Source organism: Microcoleus vaginatus FACHB-2002, from assembly GCF_040004035.1.
GTDB classification, from domain to species: domain Bacteria; phylum Cyanobacteriota; class Cyanobacteriia; order Cyanobacteriales; family Microcoleaceae; genus Microcoleus; species Microcoleus vaginatus_C.
Map to the genome: position 1 here is coordinate 1 of NZ_JAMPLN010000066.1, position 17232 is coordinate 17232.

A 17232-nucleotide genomic window follows, 5' to 3' on the forward strand; every position below is an offset into this window, starting at 1 on the left:
TTTTAGTGCATTAAAGAGAGCTATAATGTATTCGCATTCTGCCACATCTCTTGATGAGATTATTCGCGCTTATTGTGCAAGTTAGTGTCTCATTTTTATTTGAAATAACTATATCTGCGTAAACGGGCGTCACTCCCTTGTCATATGCGGTTAATACATTCTCTTTTTGTCACCGCAGATGATGGCAGATAAACACAGATTAACGCAGATGAATTAGAGCGATTCCGGTTGCACCATCCGTGATTGTTGAAGGAATTTCAGGGACACAGGATTTGCCTGTGTCCCTAATGTTTTAACTAAAATTGGCGATGCTAATTTGGTTAGCTGTCACGCCCTTGATAGCAGCTAAAATTTCCCCAGTTGCTGTCAAGCTGATTAAAGTTGCACTGTTGCTAGGGATAATAGAAAGTTGCGAGAAGGTTAAATTGTCTGCAAGTGCGAGGAAGTCGATGCCGGCTTCAAAATCAAAAATGATATCGCTGCCAGAATTGGCTGAAATTAAGAAGCGATCGCTCCCATTTCCTCCTATCAAACTGTCATCTCCGTTTTCCCCGCTGAGAAAGTCGTCGCCGTTACCGCCCAGCAGAATATCGTTAGCTTGACCGCCGTAAAGACTGTCATTGCCTTCACCTCCACTCAAGCTATCTTGACCGCGATTTCCAAATAGGATATCTTGCCCATTACTGCCGAACAAAATATCGATTTCTTTGCCACCGTAAACAGTGTCATCGCCGTCGCTACCGTCGAGGGAATCATTGCCTTGATTGCCGTGTATCCAGTCATTGCCACCCAAACCGCTGAGAGTATCATTGCCGCGTTTGCCGGCGATTGTATCGCTGCCGCTGTCGCCGTCGAGGCTGTCGTCGCCGTCAGTGCCGGTGAGATTGGAGTTAACTGCGATCGCATCTATTTCTCCTTCAATCACCGCAACAGCAGGTGTATCGGGCAATGTCGTTTGTTGAATTTTGGTATCTAAGGCAGTACCAGTATTTTCGGCAATAACTTGGGCGATCGATTTCGTACCTGTACCGACTGCTTTTAAGTCTTCAGAGGTTGCACCTAGGGCTACTTTTTGCACGCGGGCAACTTCTCGGTGAATTGAAGCTGTTGCAGTGTTGGATACAACTTGGTCAATGCGCTGATTTGCTTCGGCCATTACCTTAGCTGCATCCGGGGCAATTTGCAACAATTGCTGAGTGTTTAAATCCGAGTCAAATTGTTGCGCTGCTGTGGCGGCGCGATCGACAATTGTTGCTAACTGGTTGGGATCGCTGAGATTGAGATTTGTCCCCGATTGAATTTGTTGAACGATCGCACTTACAACTGCTTTTACGCTGTCGGTATTTTCCAGAATCGACGCACCGTCTATTAAAGCAGCAGTTTGGGTAATGACGTTTTGTACCTTGACCATTGCAGTCAAAGTTTCTACTCCACCCGCGATCGCGTTTTCGGTAGCTGCGATCGGATCTAAGCTAGTTATGTCAACATTAGCGGGAATGGAAAGAGAAGATTTGACGAGAGATTCGGCGCGATCACTGTCAATTCCTTTGTCAATTAAATCTGCTACTAAACTGGTTAACAAGGTGACAACAGTAGCGTAAGGCGGGGCAGTGACAGGCGTTTCCAAAGGCAAACCCGTAGCAGTATCAATGCCACCAAAAGCAACAATATTGCCTTCCTCTGGATCGAGTTCGCCATTTTGATTTTTGTCGAAAATGTTGGAGTCGAGATCGAGATCGAATTCGCCGCTATCTGCAGTAGTGGCAGAAGGTTCGCCAGCATCTAATACACCGTTTTTGTTGGCATCGAAAAAGACTGTAGCGCCAGCGATATAACCGTCAATCACAAAACCGCCGAGGGCATAACTCTTGAACCGAATTACCTCGTCAACACTCGCGCCAGATTCATCAGTTCCCGTTACCTTTAACCAATAGTCAAAAGTTGACGGGCGAGTTGGGCCTAAATTGATAGTACGGGTTGCGGAATTAAAAGTTAGCCAGGAAGGCAAAGGAATTTCCGGGAAACTTGAACCGGCATTTGGTTGGCGATACAAACCGCCATTGAGATCGGTTTCCCAGGTAAATGCAGATGGACTTAAAGCGCTAAAATTTGCCAGGGCGATCGAATAATTAATGGTGTCGCCCGGATCGGTGTCAGTATAGGTATTGGTCGCTAAATTAAAAGCATTACCAGTTTGAGAAAAACCCAGCGCTGCACTTTGAGAAAACACAGAACGATTCACAACTGGCGGGTTGTTGCCGACAATACCTTGAGCCAAAGCCAGCATATCAACGCGCTGGAAGTTTAAGCCTGTATTGGTAACGTTATCGTCTTCGTCGTCGCCGTCATTAATCGTGACGCCCGTTGACTGCAAGAAATTCGCAAACTCAGTTGGGGTTAGCCGGCGGCCCAAATCTCGCTGGGCTAACTGTTGCGCTAGCACTGCTACTCCAGCAACATGAGGTGCAGCTTGACTCGTACCAGAATAGTTCGTCAAAGGGCCGCCCGGGCCAGCACCGGTAATTAAAGTACCGGGAGCAAAAACGGTTGTTAAAGTGGAGTGGCGCTGAGAATATGGTGTAATGCGATCGGCATCGGTGGTATAGGCAATAGCGCCACCGCCTTCTATCCGATAACCCAGGTTCGCATCGTACACCGCACCAATTGAGAGTGAGTTAGCATCGGCTGCGGGGTAGGCAACACCCTGAACGCTGTTATAGCCGAATGGCCCGAAATCGTTCCCCGATGCGGAAACAACAATTACATTCCGTGCTGCTAGCGCTGCTAGTTCATCGCTAATGCCGCTCGTTTGGAGGCTGTTGTAATTGCCGCGATCACTCAGGGACATATTCACACTGGCGATATTGTACGCCGCTGCGTTTTCTATCACCCACTGCAAAGCTTGTTCTATATTCGCGAAACTGCCGCTGCCCGTATCATCCAAAACTTTGAGATGAATGATGTTAGCACGGGGTGCCATCCCTGTGTGGACTCCATTTTGGGAAGTAGCAATACTAGAGACGTTTGAACCGTGTCCGTCAACGTCGTCAGCTTCGTCATCGCCATAGGCGTAATCGTAATCGTAGACAATGCGATCGACAATGCCGTCTGAATCACTATCAGAACCAAAAAATGGGTCGTCTAGATCGATGCCAGTATCCAAAATTACTGTTGCAAAACCATTGCCGTCTATTCCGGCAAAACGCGGTGCTGCGCGGAAATCATCGATGTTAATCAGCGGGCCAGATATATCAGTGGCGGGAGCGAATGTTCCATCTATAACTGAGATCAACTCTCCAGCTTTGTAGACTCGGGCATCTGAACCTGTGGTTGTAATACCGTTCAGGCGGGGTACGACAGACAAGTTGAGATTGTAAGGAGTTTCTCCACCGTTGGCTGAGGAAACTCGAACGTAGTAAGTACCGTGTTCTAAAGTGCGGTTAATTGACTCGGATGCGATGCCAAAATTGTTGGAAGTGGCGATCGTATTTCCGCTACTGTCGAGCAACTCAACTTTAGCATCTGCATTCATTCCAGCCAGCGACAAGTTGAAGTCATTCCTAGCACCTAAACTGAATTTGTAGTAATCATCAATGTTGCTGCTACTGATAGCATCGCTGTAGCTTCCGGTACTGGAACCTACAACTATCTTTCTGGCTAAATTATCAGCAGGTATCGCCGGCGGCATGATGATTTGTGGTGGTGTCGGCGGTAAAACAGTAGGCGTTGGCGGTGTTGGCGGCGGAAAAACTGTAGGCGTTGGTGTTGGTGTCGGTGTAATTGGTGGTGTTGGTGTCGGTGTAATTGGTGGTGTTGGTGTCGGTGTAATTGGTGGTGTTGGTGTCGGTGTTGGTGTCGGTGTAATTGGTGGTGTTGGTGTCGGTGTTGGTGTCGGTGTAATTGGTGGTGTTGGTGTCGGTGTTGGTGTCGGTGTAATTGGTGGTGTTGGTGTCGGTGTTGGTGTCGGTGTAATTGGTGGTGTTGGTGTCGGCGTTGGCGTCGGTGTGATTGGCGGTGTTGGTGTCGGCGTTGGCGTCGGTGTGATTGGCGGTGTTGGTGTCGGCGTTGGCGTTGGCGTCGGCGTTGGTGTCGGTGTAATTGAAGGTGTTGGTGTTGGTGTGGGTGTTGGCGATGTTGGTGTGGGTGTTGGCGATGTTGGCGTGTCATTGTCGGTAATGGCGACAGTGACAGGCCCGATCGCAATTCCGCTATATTTCGCGTCGGTACTTGTTACGGCGTGATTGATTGTGCCTGTGTGAGTACCTTCTACAACTGTGTCATCCGTCGGAATCACAGTTACAGTTTGGGCAATATTCCAATTAGTAGCGTCGAAGCTAAGGGGGGCGATCGCACTTATTTGATTCCCCCCGTCAAAGCTGACTGTTACGGGCGCGGTTGGCTGCGAATTTAGCTGAAGTGTATAAATTCCCGTTGCGCCGCCTTCTGCTGCTGTGGTACTGGCGGGATTAACGGTAACGCCGACTGTATCGCTGTCGATGTTAGTAACGCTGACATCGGCAGCACTGAAATTGCTGTAATTGCTGTCTGTACTAACAGCAGCCTCAGTGACAATAGTGTAAGGAATATCGCCGTCAGCGATATTGTCGCCAACACCTGTCACCGTTACCGTCTGCGCCTGATTCCAGTTATTAGGAGTGAAACTTAAGGTATTAGTAGAAACAGTTCCTTCGGCAGGATTAGAACTACTTAAAGCGATAGTAACAGGTGCCGTAGGTTGAGTGTTGAGGACAACACTGAAATTAGCCGTACCTCCCGCTTCTGTTGTCGTTAATCCTGCTGTGGGATTAACGGTAATGCCGGGAGTTTCGTCGTCGCTATTCGTAACGGTGACATCGGCAGCACTGAAATTGCTGTAATTGCTGTCTGTACTAACAGCAGCCGCAGTGAAAATAGTATAAGTTTGATTGCCGTCTGCAATATTGTCATCAACGCCTGTTACCGTTACAGTTTGCGGCGCACTCCAATTGGCGGGAGTGAATGTCAGCGATGGTGTAGAAACTGTTCCCTCGGCAACATTGGAACTGCTTAAGCCAACAGTCACGTTAGCAGTTGGTTGAGAGTTGAGTTGGACAGTAAATGTTGCTGTTCCTCCTGCTTCTGTTGTAGTTAATCCGCTATCGGGATTGACTAAAATTCCAGCAGTGTCGTCATTAGTAATAGTAGTTGTCGCACTAGCAGAACCAATTGTTGAGCTGCCGCTGGGAAAACCACCATTAGGCAATGTCACGGGATTTGAGAGAGTGACACTAATAGTTTCGTCTGGTTCAACGCTACCATCACCTAATACATCGATGGTGACAGTTTTTGATGTTTCTCCAGATGCAAAATTAATAGTACCATTTGTACTTGTTGCGCCCGAAGTACCGCCGATATTATTGTAATCGCTGCCGTTGGTTGCAGTTCCGCCAATTCCATAATCGACAGTCCCGGCTGAATCTGTACCGCCACTGCGACTAACAGTAAATATCAGCGGATTTGTGCCGGAGTTGCCTTCAGGAACAGTACCAGCACTAGCACCAACTGTGTAAATAATCGGATCGTTAGCAGGAATTGTTAGGGTAGTTTGAGGGATTGTACCTGCAAACCCTCCCGGACTCGTACCAAAACTCAAGACAACTGCTTCATCCATTTCTGCAAGGTTGTCTGGTTTGATAGTGACAGCTATATTTTGAGTGGAACTGCCACTACCTGCGGGAAATGTGAGAGTATTAGTAGAAAGAGTATAGTCAGAACCTTGAGTAGCTCGTGAGGTGCCAGCAGGAACAGGCAAGACAGTTGCGATCGGTACAATCAAGTCTGTAAATCGTAAACCATCTTCGACAGTCACAGGAATATTAACAGTCGCATCTGCGTCTCCTTCAAGACTGCTGTACGCAGAATTACCAAAACTTGCTTTCAATAGCACATTCAACAAAATTGAAACTCTGTTACTGTTGGTATTTGCGACAGCAATATCTGGTTTGGTATCAGAGTTAAAATCTCCAACCGCGATCGCGCTAGGACTGATTCCCCCAGTATTATAATTAAACGGCCCGTTAAACGTTCCTTGATCGGTGCCAGTTAAAATTGAAACATCATTAGAAGTGACGTTCGCTACAGCTAAATCGGGTTGACCGTCAGCGTTGAAATCACCAACGGCAATATCCTCAGGACTTAACCCAACATTAAAGTTAGCAGGATTGCTAAAAGTGCCTTGACCTGTCCCTGAGAAAATTGATACGTTCTGATTGCCTACATTGGTTACAGCCAGATCGGAACTGCCGTCAGCATTAAAATCTCCAACTGCGATCGCGCTGGGACTTGTGCCGGTATTCAAGCTGGTTGGATTGCCAAAAGTGCCTTGGCCCGTACCGAAAAAAATAGAAACGCTGTTAGCCGGATTCCTGTTAGTGGCAACAACATCGAGATTGTTGTCGCCGTTAAAATTTCCGATCGCGATCGCTAAGGGGCTGACTGCAGTCCCCACATTGTTAAAATCACCAAAAGTTCCTTGATTATTGCCTAAAGCAATAGAAACTTGGTTCTCTTCTGCCACAACTAAGTCAGCGAAGCCGTCTTGATTAAAATCTCCCGCAGCGATCGCCTCTTTAGTGATCCCAGGGCCAAAGTTGTTAGGATTGCTAAAGTTGCCTTGCCCTGTTCCCAAAAAGACATAAACCCCTCCTCCTATATCGCCGCCAATGGCTACCGATACAGCTAAATCGGGAAGCGTATCCCCATTAAAATTGCCCGCAACAATACCGCTGGGAGATCCTCCACTCCCCAAGGTCAAGTTAGTAGCAGTTCCAAAATTACCTTGACCTGTTCCCAACAAGATCGACACACTGTCAGAACTTCTGTTAGCTACGGCTAAATCGAGAAGACCATCTCCGTTAAAGTCCTGGCTAACAATAGCTGTAGGGAGATTTCCTGTTGTCAAGCCAGTAGGTGTTTGTTTAAACGTATTGAGAACGTGGCCGTAAGCTGCGATCGCTTCTGGCCGAAATGCAATGCCAGCTTTAATTGTCCCCGCTGTCACTGCCAATTCCCAGTCGCCGCCGCCTTCTGCACAACCTGTGAGATTCTCAGAAGCAGCAACACTTGCCCCTGTTAGTTGACTAAAACGCTGTACAAATGCTTTGCCTATATTTCCTTGGCCAACATTACAGCCGTAGAGGAGAATTTCGGCATTTGGTGTCAGCGATCGCGCCCATCCTTGGACTGCTGCTGCGTAATTACCCGCGCGATCACTCAACTTTTCCCAACTCAATTCAACGTTCCCCAATTGCACGCAACCGGGTTGCCCGTGGGCAATAATGTGAATTATTGAAAATTGCTCACCCTCCAAAGCTTCGGCAATTTGTTCCAGGCTGTTGCGGTTTGACTCTAATTGAATTACCTCGGTTTCAGGGATAACGCCGTCGATTAAGGTTTGAGGGTCGGGGACGGCAGCATCGATAAATGCGATCGCTTTTGTGGAAAGTCGAGTTAGTGAGTTTAACATGACACACCTGGTAAAATTAAAATAGGATATTAGGATACCCTATGACTTATGTTTTTGTTTAGCAGCTATCCAAAAAAATTTGTTTTTCCCACTTTCCTTATCAAAAATTCATATAACTTTTGATAACTTAACCAACTATATAATCATTAATTTTTAAGGTATATAGGAGTTACGCATTGACAAAAAACATTATCTATGTGTTCCAGAATCGTGCCCTTACTATTAAGATTAGCAAAAATATGCTCACGTACAACTAAAGTAAATAGATTCCGTTGTACTTCATACCAATTGCTAATTATTTTTTCAACGCGCATAAACTCCAGCCTAACAAAAGCTTGAAGTGAACAAAAGATGTGAGTCTTGATTGCCTGAGTATCTCTAACCATGAACCGACAAATTCCACAGACTTGTTTTATGGCTCGATGAAAGGTTTCAATTCCCCAATGAGTATCATGAATTATCATAAATTCATTTCTAGTTATATCTTTAATTTTTTCCTCATCGGGAAGATACAAAATATAATGTCTAGAGTCTTTTTTTCAAAGTCGCACCTTTACAAATTGACAAATCCAAATTCTTTCAGATGAGTTCTCAATCCTGACTCTGGAATTACCAGATTCCTTACTTGACAATACTTATGCGGCTCATTTGAGACAGTTCTGTTTTTTTCAGTTCCGAATAGAAAACCCAATTTCTTGTTTTTGATAAATTTTAAGTTTTCTACTCCTGAATACCAACTGTCTCCTGTCACTATTCTTGGCTTGACTCCCCAGCTTATTATTTCACTTACCATCTCTCTAAAATAATCCTTTTTTGTTTTGCCCTCCTTTTTGTCATATATTCTGTAATTTATTGGCACGCTCCTTACCATTAATATCGCTGTAATATAGAGTAATTAAATTTAAGCCAATAATTTTTTTATGCGCTTTTCCTGACCAAAAATAACTGATTAACTCGGCATTTTTCGGGTCGCTGTAAATCTTTTCTATCACACTATCGTCTACACTTAGTATTCCTCCTACCAAGTTAATAATTTTTTCTATTATCTTGAATAAATCTTTCGGTTCATATCGCTCTCTCAATAAAAAGCGATTCACACCCTGAATGTGAAACGTCTCCCAATATTTCTGATAACCTGCTACAACCTCCAAACTTTGGCTCTGACAGTAAAAATAAGGTGTATAGGTTTAGATTGCATTGCGCTGTGGATGGTAAGCGTGATTTCTCTGATTGTCCGATACCTAGAAAGTAGACGACCTATATTTATCAATCCACTATTTTGTTATTCTGTCAATGCGTAACTCCTAAAAACTTTTAACTCAATACTTATCTATCCTTTTTTTTATGAAGGTTTTAATCCCTGATAAGGAGGTTTTGAGTGCTTTTAGATTTTGTTCTAATTGTGCGGCGCTGCTAGTCAGTATCGAGAGCGGATTCCCCCCCAAGTCGAGTGTTTGCAGGCTTTTCACGTCACGAAGGGTCTTTGGGACGAAGGTAATCTGATTTTCATTGAGGTCAAAACTTATCAGATTCGACAGTTGTCCCAGCGCCTCTGGGATAGAGGTAATCTGATTTTCACTGAGGTTAAGCGAGGTCAGATTTGACAGTTGTCCCAGCGCTTCTGGGATGGAGGTAATTTGATTTTCACTGAGGTTAAGCGCTGTCAGATTTGACAGTTGCCCCAGCGCTTCTGGGATGGAGGTAATCCGATTACGACTGAGGCAAAGCGCTGTCAGATTTGACAATTGCCCCAGCCCTTCTGGGATGGAGGTAATCTGATTTTCACTGAGGTCAAGCGCTGTCAGATTTGACAGTTGCCCCAGCGCCTCTGGGATGGAGGTAATCCGATTACGACCGAGGTCAATCCGTGTCAGATTTGATAGTTGCCCCAGCGCCTCTGGGATGGAGGTAATCCGATTACGACCGAGGTAAAGCCGTGTCAGATTCGACAGTTGCCCCAGCGTCTCTGGGATGGAAATAATCTGATTGCTATAAAGGTCAAGCTCTGTCAGATTTGACAGTTGCCCCAGCACCTCTGGGATAGAAGTAATTTGATTGGTATTGAGGTCAAGTTCTCTCAGATTTGACAATTGTCCGATATAGTCTGGGATTTCTGTAATCTGATTGCTATAGAGAACCAGCCGTGTCAGATGCGTACACTTAGCAATTTCCGGTGGTAATTTTTTCAGCCCGAGCTTCGACAAATCTAGTTTTGTCAATTTTTCCTCGGCTGCTTGGTCAATTCGCCCCATTGCTTTGCCTAGCGTCATGTCGTTTGTCTCTCTGTAAGTATTCACTTTATTGTGTTTCCCGGTCTAACACAATTCTTTAGGAGTTACGCATTGACAAAAAACATTATCTATGCGTTCCAGAATCGTGCCCTTACTATTAAGATTAGCAAAAATATGCTCACGTACAACTAAAGTAAATAGATTCCGTTGTACTTCATACCAATTGCTAATTATTTTTTCAACGCGCATAAACTCCAGCCTAACAAAAGCTTGAAGTGAACAAAAGATGTGAGTCTTGATTGCCTGAGTATCTCTAACCATGAACCGACAAATTCCACAGACTTGTTTTATGGCTCGATGAAAGGTTTCAATTCCCCAATGAGTATCATGAATTATCATAAATTCATTTCTAGTTATATCTTTAATTTTTTCCTCATCGGGAAGATACAAAATATAATGTCTAGAGTCTTCTTTTTCAAAGTCGCACCTTTACAAATTGACAAATCCAAATTCTTTCAGATGAGTTCTCAATCCTGACTCTGGAATTACCAGATTCCTTACTTGACAATACTTATGCGGCTCATTTGAGACAGTTCTGTTTTTTTCAGTTCCGAATAGAAAACCCAATTTCTTGTTTTTGATAAATTTTAAGTTTTCTACTCCTGAATACCAACTGTCTCCTGTCACTATTCTTGGCTTGACTCCCCAGCTTATTATTTCACTTACCATCTCTCTAAAATAATCCTTTTTTGTTTTGCCCTCCTTTTTGTCATATATTCTGTAATTTATTGGCACGCTCCTTACCATTAATATCGCTGTAATATAGAGTAATTAAATTTAAGCCAATAATTTTTTTATGCGCTTTTCCTGACCAAAAATAACTGATTAACTCGGCATTTTTCGGGTCGCTGTAAATCTTTTCTATCACACTATCGTCTACACTTAGTATTCCTCCTACCAAGTTAATAATTTTCTCTATTATCTTGAATAAATCTTTCGGTTCATATCGCTCTCTCAATAAAAAGCGATTCACACCCTGAATGTGAAACGTCTCCCAATATTTCTGATAACCTGCTACAACCTCCAAACTTTGGCTCTGACAGTAAAAATAAGGTGTATAGGTTTAGATTGCATTGTGCTGTGGATGGTAAGCGTGATTTCTCTGATTGTCCGATACCTAGAAAGTAGACGACCTATATTTATCAATCCACTATTTTGTTATTCTGTCAATGCGTAACTCCTAGTATAGATGATGTACGGATGCCAGTAAATCTTGTTGCATCCAGACAGATAGTCCTGGACGTACTCCGAAACTCAAAAACCGGGTTTTTTACCAAATCGGCAGGTGAGAACGCATCTTTTCGTACATCAAACCCGGTTTCTCAACTCCGATGCCTAAGTCCTAATCGAGATGCTCAGGCGGTACTTTAGTATCTCTGCGGAGAGTCGAACCAGGTTTACAAGCAACCCCTCTGTGGTCGCGCCAGCCCAGGGCGCAAGCGAATCGCGCCCTATTTCTGAGACGATCGCGTAATATCATCGACGACCGATCGCCTATATTTATTTACAAGTGCCAGCGGGACGCTCGCGATCGTTCAAAAGGCGGGTTAAATCTCCAACAGCGTTCCCAGCGTACAAACGTAAAATACATAAAATGTAATACTTACTGGTATTTTACAGAACAATCATGCACAGACGAGCTTTCCAGATTGCTATTGTACTTTTCCTCCAAGTCGTCCTGGTTTTAGGCGGGTGGGCCCAGCCTGCGGCGGCGCTGACTCCTGAACAGCAGCTATTGAGCGAAGCTTGGCGAATTGTCAATCGCTCTTATGTGGACGACAGCTTCAACTCTCAAAACTGGTGGTCGATTCGCCAAAAAGCTGTCAAGGAACCGCTTAACGACAGACAGCAGACTTACACGGCTATTCAGGGGATGCTGGCGAAACTCGACGACCCCTTCACTCGACTGCTGAAACCAGAACAGTACCGCAGCTTGCAGGTCAACACTTCGGGAGAATTGACGGGTGTGGGGCTGCAAATTGCGATCGACCCCCAGACAAATACCCTGACAGTGGTGGCTCCTTTGGCCGGCTCACCGGCGGATAAAGCTGGCATCCAACCCCTCGATCGCATTCTGAAAATTGATGGCACTCCTACCTCAGACTTGACCCTAGACGAAGCAGCAACTCGAATGCGCGGCCGCATCGGCACTGCCGTTACCTTGACCTTGGGGCGCGAGGGGAGGGAGGCTGCTGAGGACATTGAGCTAGTGCGCGATCGCATTGCTCTGAATCCGGTTTACGCCGAATTGCAGTCGGGGTCGGAAAATTTGCCGGTGGGCTACATTCGCTTGAGTCAATTCAGCGCTAACGCCACTGAGGAAGTCGCTCACGCGATCGACCGCTTGGAAAAACAAGGAGCCGCCGCCTACATTCTCGATTTGCGGAACAACCCGGGCGGACTGTTGCAAGCAGGGATTGAAATTGCCCGCTTGTGGCTCGATTCCGGAACGATCGTCTACACGGTGAACAGACAAGGCATTCTCGGCAGTTTTGAAGCCTATGGACAAGCCCTAACTAACGATCCGCTGATTGTTTTGGTGAACAAGGGAAGTGCCAGTGCTAGCGAAATTTTGGCTGGTGCGCTGCAAGATAACGGCAGAGCTCAACTGGTAGGCGAAAAGACTTTTGGCAAAGGGTTGATTCAGTCGCTATTTGATTTGTCTGACGGTTCCGGGTTAGCCGTGACTGTTGCTAAGTACGAGACTCCGAACCATAAAGATATTAACAAGCTGGGGATTTCGCCCGATCGCGTAGTGCCTTTGGAGCCTATCGCGCGCGATCAAATCGGCACCGAAGCAGACTTGCAATATCAAGCTGCACTGCAACTACTGAAAGAAAAAACCGTGCTGGCAAAGTCAGTATAAGCCCGAGTTTGAAGTTTTGAGATTGCAACAGGTGACAATACGCAGGTCTGTCTGTCTCTGCGTTTCGTTCCCAAGGATAGACAAGAATGCTCCTAAAAACTATTTAACTCAAAAGTGATATCACGTCCGACAGATTCATCTGTCATTCTTCGCTGTGCGAAGCAATGACATAAAAGAATGATGCACATCGGACGTGATATCAAAACCCAAAACTCCCCTTTCCTTAAGGTTGCGGGGTTGATTCCTCGGCTTCGGGTACATTGGGTTCTTGCAAAATCACCGGACGCTGCTGCGGGTCAGCTTGGTTGCTCTGCTCTTGCATCACAGTTTTAGCAAGGCTAGGGTCAAAGTAGCGGTTAAAGTCCGATCGCGACTGATTTACTCGCCCTTGGGTAAGATTGACTTCAGCTTGGATTTCGTGCAATTTTTCTTGCACCGCCCGGTAGTGAGGCCAAAGCTGAAGCAAAGCAGAAGTGGCACAGACTGAAAGTACCATGTTGACTGCCAACTTGACGCCTGTTTCGGCCGCGAGGGTTTGGTGAGGGTAGGAACGCTGGCGGCTGCTGCTGCGACGAGGAGTAACCCGAGGGGAGTTTTTTACAGGACGCAGTGGGGTAACGGGGGGTTGAATCGCTTGCATAATTTTTTTTCAAATACCTGAGACTGACGTTTTTGAGTTCAACAGAGCAATTTCTGAGCTTAACGCACACTCGCCGCTGTTTGTCAGGGTGCTGACAGCCAAAATTGTTGAGACAAAGGTGACCCCTGAAGACGGAATTTTCCCATAAAAATGCCTGCCCTTGCAGTGTCGTCTTGCTGAACACAAACAATCTACTGCACTGTGGCAGCAATTGTCTGTATCTGTAAAGCGAGAGATTTAACTGTTCAGGCAGGCGTTTTGCGGTTCGCAACTGGTGTCTGGAAACTATTTGTACAGTTCAGTTGACAGCCGGAAAGCCAAGATTCCGGGAATCAAAGCAACTACGAGCGCTACGTAGACTTGGGTATCTGTTAAAGACATATTCGCAAAACTCCTTTTCGCGAGGACGAGCTTTCACCAATTTGAGACAAATTGGCGCTTTTGGGAATCATTTGTTACAACTTGCAACACAAATGGTGCCTCCGGGGGGGAGTGGCTTAGAGGCCTAGTGGCGCAGTGGCGGAGTTTATGAGTGTCGGAGGGGGAGAATTTTTCCTTGTTTCCTGGGACTGCTTCCTTCGGACGTTGTTCGGACGATCGCCTCCCACAGAATTACCGCGTTAGGTTAAGATTTAAGTGAAGGTGACACTAATGTTAGACAGAGCGGGTAATTTGCGCTGCGCTCGACCCTTGCCAATTTTAGGTGCACAAAATAGTTAATGCTAGATCAATTTCTCGACGCTTCACCCAATTTTGGAGTTGACGGCTTTTTATTATTGTTGGTTTTGGTGGCTTTGGAGGCTGTACTTTCGGCTGACAACGCGATCGCCCTGGCGTCTATTTCTAAAGGTTTGGAAGATGCCAAGCAACAGCAAAAGGCTCTCAACGTTGGTTTGATAATTGCTTTTGTACTGCGGATCGCCCTAATTTTAACGGCTACTTGGGTGATCCAATACTGGCAGTTTGAGCTGCTTGGTGCTCTCTACCTGCTGTGGCTTGTTTTCCAACATTTTACTTCAGATACAGACTCTGAAGGAGAACATCACGGGCCCAGATTTGCGTCTGTGTGGCAAGCAATTCCCATGATTGCTTTTACGGATTTAGCGTTTTCCTTGGATAGCGTTACTACTGCGATCGCTGTTTCTGATAACACTTTTATCGTCGTAACAGGTGCTACTATTGGAATTATTGCCCTGCGATTCATGGCCGGGTTGTTTATCCGCTGGCTGGATGAATTCGTTCACCTAGAAAGTGCTGGTTACATCACTGTTGGGTTCGTGGGATTGCGGTTGTTGGTGAAAGTAATTAATCCAGAGTTAGTTCCTCCGCAATGGCTGCTAGTTTCCAGTATTGTCTTGATGTTTGTCTGGGGATTTTCTAAGCGTACTCCCGAACCAGTCGAGATTGCAAAATCTCTAGAAATGGCTCTGAATCAGCCGGAGTCTGAAGTTGCACTGCCGGAATCGCAAGGACAAAAGTCCGAAATTTAACATACTTTCATCTGAATAAAATTAGCTTAAATCTGTCAAACCAACAAGATTGAAGGCTGGTCAAAACGTACAAAAGCCTTTCATCCCGGTGACTTTAGTCCGCGGATGAAAGGCTTTTATTTTGTAATATCCTTTCCTTCACTAGCCGATCGAACTTATAGAAGTACAATTGGGCCTATGGGAAGGCAGTTATCAAAATCCGACTCAGCAATGGTTAGACTGGTGGGATAGCGAGGGGAATTGGTTGCTGAGGGGGTTGGCGGCATATTGGCTCACGCAGGCGATCGATCCGGATCGGATTTGATCTTTAGTGGTGGCTGTATTTTTTTAGGATAGGAAAAGAGGGCGATCGATCTTACGGCGAAAAGAGGACGGGAATTGGGGGAATGGGTGTGCGTGCGATCGGTTGAGTGGAGCGACTGCTATTAACCTTTGAATTCCTACCAATATCTCTCGGCAGTCCGCTCCAAGCTGGTTATTAGGCTGCTGGGTGTTTATTTATTTGGTCGTTTTCTGTAATGTGCTTTGACGTGCGACCCATTTCTGTCATGGGCTTTAACAAACACATAATCACTTTTATTGTCGATTTTCTCATATTCTTCTGGCGTAATTTGGGAATCTTCCAAATCTCTTTGCAATTCAGATAGGGAATTTTGCAGGCTGTTTATATTAGCCTGCTTTTCTTGGACAGATTCCGTTAAGTTTTGAATATTTTTTTGCAAAGCCACTATATCTGCATCACGATTTGATATGTCTCTATACAAATCAGAAATAGTTTTTGTAAGCTTATAAATCTCTGTTATGCGTCCGTTTATCTCATTTGTATTTTCTTGTTTTGCTATAAGTAACTTGTTAAATTCTTTGGATAAAAGATTGATACGAGATTGCAGCTCATTAATAATTGAGTGATTGTTAATATCAGCTATAGAGGCATCATCACCTAAAACTAGCTTTGCTGATAAAACCTTGATTAATTCCTCTATTTTATAAGCAAGACGAAGACGATAAGGGCTAATTTGATTAGCATTTTGTCCTATCTCTGCAGCTAATTTGGTGATTACTTCTGAAAGAATGATTTGTGACGGTTCCCTGCTTCTCGTAAAAATAACCAGATTAGTTACAATTTTCTGAAGCTGCTCATAATCTTTCTCAGCCTGACTAGCTAAAAGAACACGAGCAGCATCTTGTATTCCGGTTAATATCCGATATTTTCGAGGTCTTCGAGGCTCTAGTTCTTGTAGAAGTTCACTTCTTTTATACTCCAAGGCCTCAAGTGTTCTTGCAATTCTTTCATGATTTGCAGAAGGATCTGCACCAAGACGCTCTAATATACCCTCATATAACCATGCTTGAGACTCTAAGTTATTTAGTTTTGGAACTTGCTGCTTGTTTTCAGGCTGGGGAACTACATCTGTTTTTTGGAATTGCTGCTGTAGGGTATTAATCCTGGCTGAAATAGTACCTTTGAAACAAGCAAGCATTAAATCTAAAGCTTGACCAAAGGGAAAAGAGTAGTCAGCTAACCAACCAAATAAGAGCCAAAAACATATAGTAGATATCAGAAATAAAACTACTTTAATGTAGTTTAAAAGCCTTATGAAAAAATTATTGTTTGGCTCTAAGTCTATGTTTTGAAGGTCAAGATAATTCTCAACGAAAAAATTGCTTTTCTATGTTTTGTCCAATGACTGTTCCCGAATTTTTGTCAACATTAAGGTTTACGCCTGATTGATTTCTCTGAGAAACATAGGAGGTAATTTGTGTTTTTTGTATGTGTTGATACTGAGTTACCAGTCTTTCGAGATCTTCTTGAAACTTCTTGTCGCACTCAGCTTCACTTAGGATCGCAGCTTCTAAAAGTTTTGGTTCAGAATCCTTGATCTGGAGTTTGTCTTGAAATCGTTTTTCTAAGAAATCTAGAAGATTTGCTCCCGCCTTCTCTAAAGCCCCACCCGAAACTTTATCAATTACCCAAAGTGCAATAGTTGCTGCTTGTAAAGCTAGTACAGATAATTCCATTTTAGTAGTGATTTTGTTAATTATGACTTGATTCACATAGCGGATTATACCAAATAAACATAAAAATTGCAAATGAGTTACCGGATTTAAGTAAATATACGGAAAACTTATGCGTGGAACATAGCTATTTTCTTGGAGAGGCGGAAACTTTTCGTTTATTTCATCACCGAACCCAAGTTCAAGCAACTTTTAGACTGAGTATGTTCGGTGTATCTGCCCTTGGCGCTGGAGGACAAGTATCCTCATGCCGATCGCCCTTTTTACACAAATCGATTGCACATCTGTTATCCTGTCATTGTTACGCGGGGAGGCGTTGCTGAATTGATGTATGATGTAGCGATCAAGAGCCAAAAACATTATTCAAAACAGGATGGAATCTTTAGCTACATTTAATAGTTAGCAGGATATGGGGTGGGAACATC

8 protein-coding genes and 3 pseudogenes are annotated in these 17232 nt (G+C 44.6%); 3 read left to right on the forward strand and 8 right to left on the reverse strand.

The window, feature by feature from the left end:
* Nucleotides 1–292 precede the first annotated feature (292 nt).
* The 4 genes and pseudogenes from NDI35_RS28805 to NDI35_RS28820 all read right to left on the reverse strand — a co-directional run bounded on the left by NDI35_RS28805 (nt 293) and on the right by NDI35_RS28820 (nt 10910).
* Entirely contained in the window at nt 293–7504 is a 7212-nt protein-coding gene (locus NDI35_RS28805; protein WP_445315696.1) for a DUF4347 domain-containing protein, read from the reverse strand.
* Between the two features lie 146 nt (nt 7505–7650).
* A pseudogene (locus NDI35_RS28810) lies at nt 7651–8743 on the reverse strand (IS701 family transposase).
* 80 nt (nt 8744–8823) lie between these two features.
* Nucleotides 8824–9801: a leucine-rich repeat domain-containing protein gene (locus NDI35_RS28815; protein WP_445315697.1), complete on the reverse strand. Its 978-nt coding sequence runs from the start codon at nt 9799–9801 to the stop codon at nt 8824–8826.
* A gap of 18 nt (nt 9802–9819) precedes the next feature.
* Nucleotides 9820–10910, reverse strand: a pseudogene (locus NDI35_RS28820) (IS701 family transposase).
* A 512-nt stretch (nt 10911–11422) separates the two neighbouring features.
* Between NDI35_RS28820 and ctpA the strand changes: the two are divergent.
* Complete coding sequence (gene ctpA / locus NDI35_RS28825; RefSeq protein ID WP_445315698.1) at nt 11423–12661, forward strand: carboxyl-terminal processing protease CtpA; 1239 nt, start codon at nt 11423–11425, stop codon at nt 12659–12661.
* Between the two features lie 223 nt (nt 12662–12884).
* Here the strand turns inward: ctpA and NDI35_RS28830 are convergent, their stop codons facing one another.
* Together NDI35_RS28830 and psaM are read right to left on the reverse strand one after the other, a co-directional pair.
* A complete protein-coding gene (locus NDI35_RS28830) occupies nt 12885–13301 on the reverse strand; it encodes a slr1601 family putative cell division protein (protein ID WP_445315699.1) in 417 nt (138 codons plus the stop codon).
* Between the two features lie 285 nt (nt 13302–13586).
* Entirely contained in the window at nt 13587–13682 is a 96-nt protein-coding gene (gene psaM, locus NDI35_RS28835; protein ID WP_293136392.1) for a photosystem I reaction center subunit XII, read from the reverse strand.
* Between the two features lie 338 nt (nt 13683–14020).
* Here psaM and NDI35_RS28840 point away from each other — a divergent pair, with 338 nt between their 5' ends.
* Together NDI35_RS28840 and NDI35_RS28845 are read left to right on the forward strand one after the other, a co-directional pair.
* Nucleotides 14021–14791, forward strand: coding sequence for a MeeY/MeeF family manganese export membrane protein (locus NDI35_RS28840; RefSeq protein WP_445315700.1), 771 nt, complete (start codon nt 14021–14023; stop codon nt 14789–14791).
* Between the two features lie 163 nt (nt 14792–14954).
* Nucleotides 14955–15047, forward strand: a pseudogene (locus NDI35_RS28845) (Uma2 family endonuclease); the annotation flags it as partial.
* A gap of 238 nt (nt 15048–15285) precedes the next feature.
* Here NDI35_RS28845 and NDI35_RS28850 read toward each other — a convergent pair.
* Complete coding sequence (locus tag NDI35_RS28850) at nt 15286–16272, reverse strand: hypothetical protein (protein ID WP_445315701.1); 987 nt, start codon at nt 16270–16272, stop codon at nt 15286–15288.
* Nucleotides 16273–16441: 169 nt separating this feature from the next.
* Nucleotides 16442–16996, reverse strand: a complete 555-nt coding sequence (locus NDI35_RS28855) for a hypothetical protein (protein WP_445315702.1) — start codon at nt 16994–16996, stop codon at nt 16442–16444.
* Nucleotides 16997–17232: the final 236 nt, after the last annotated feature.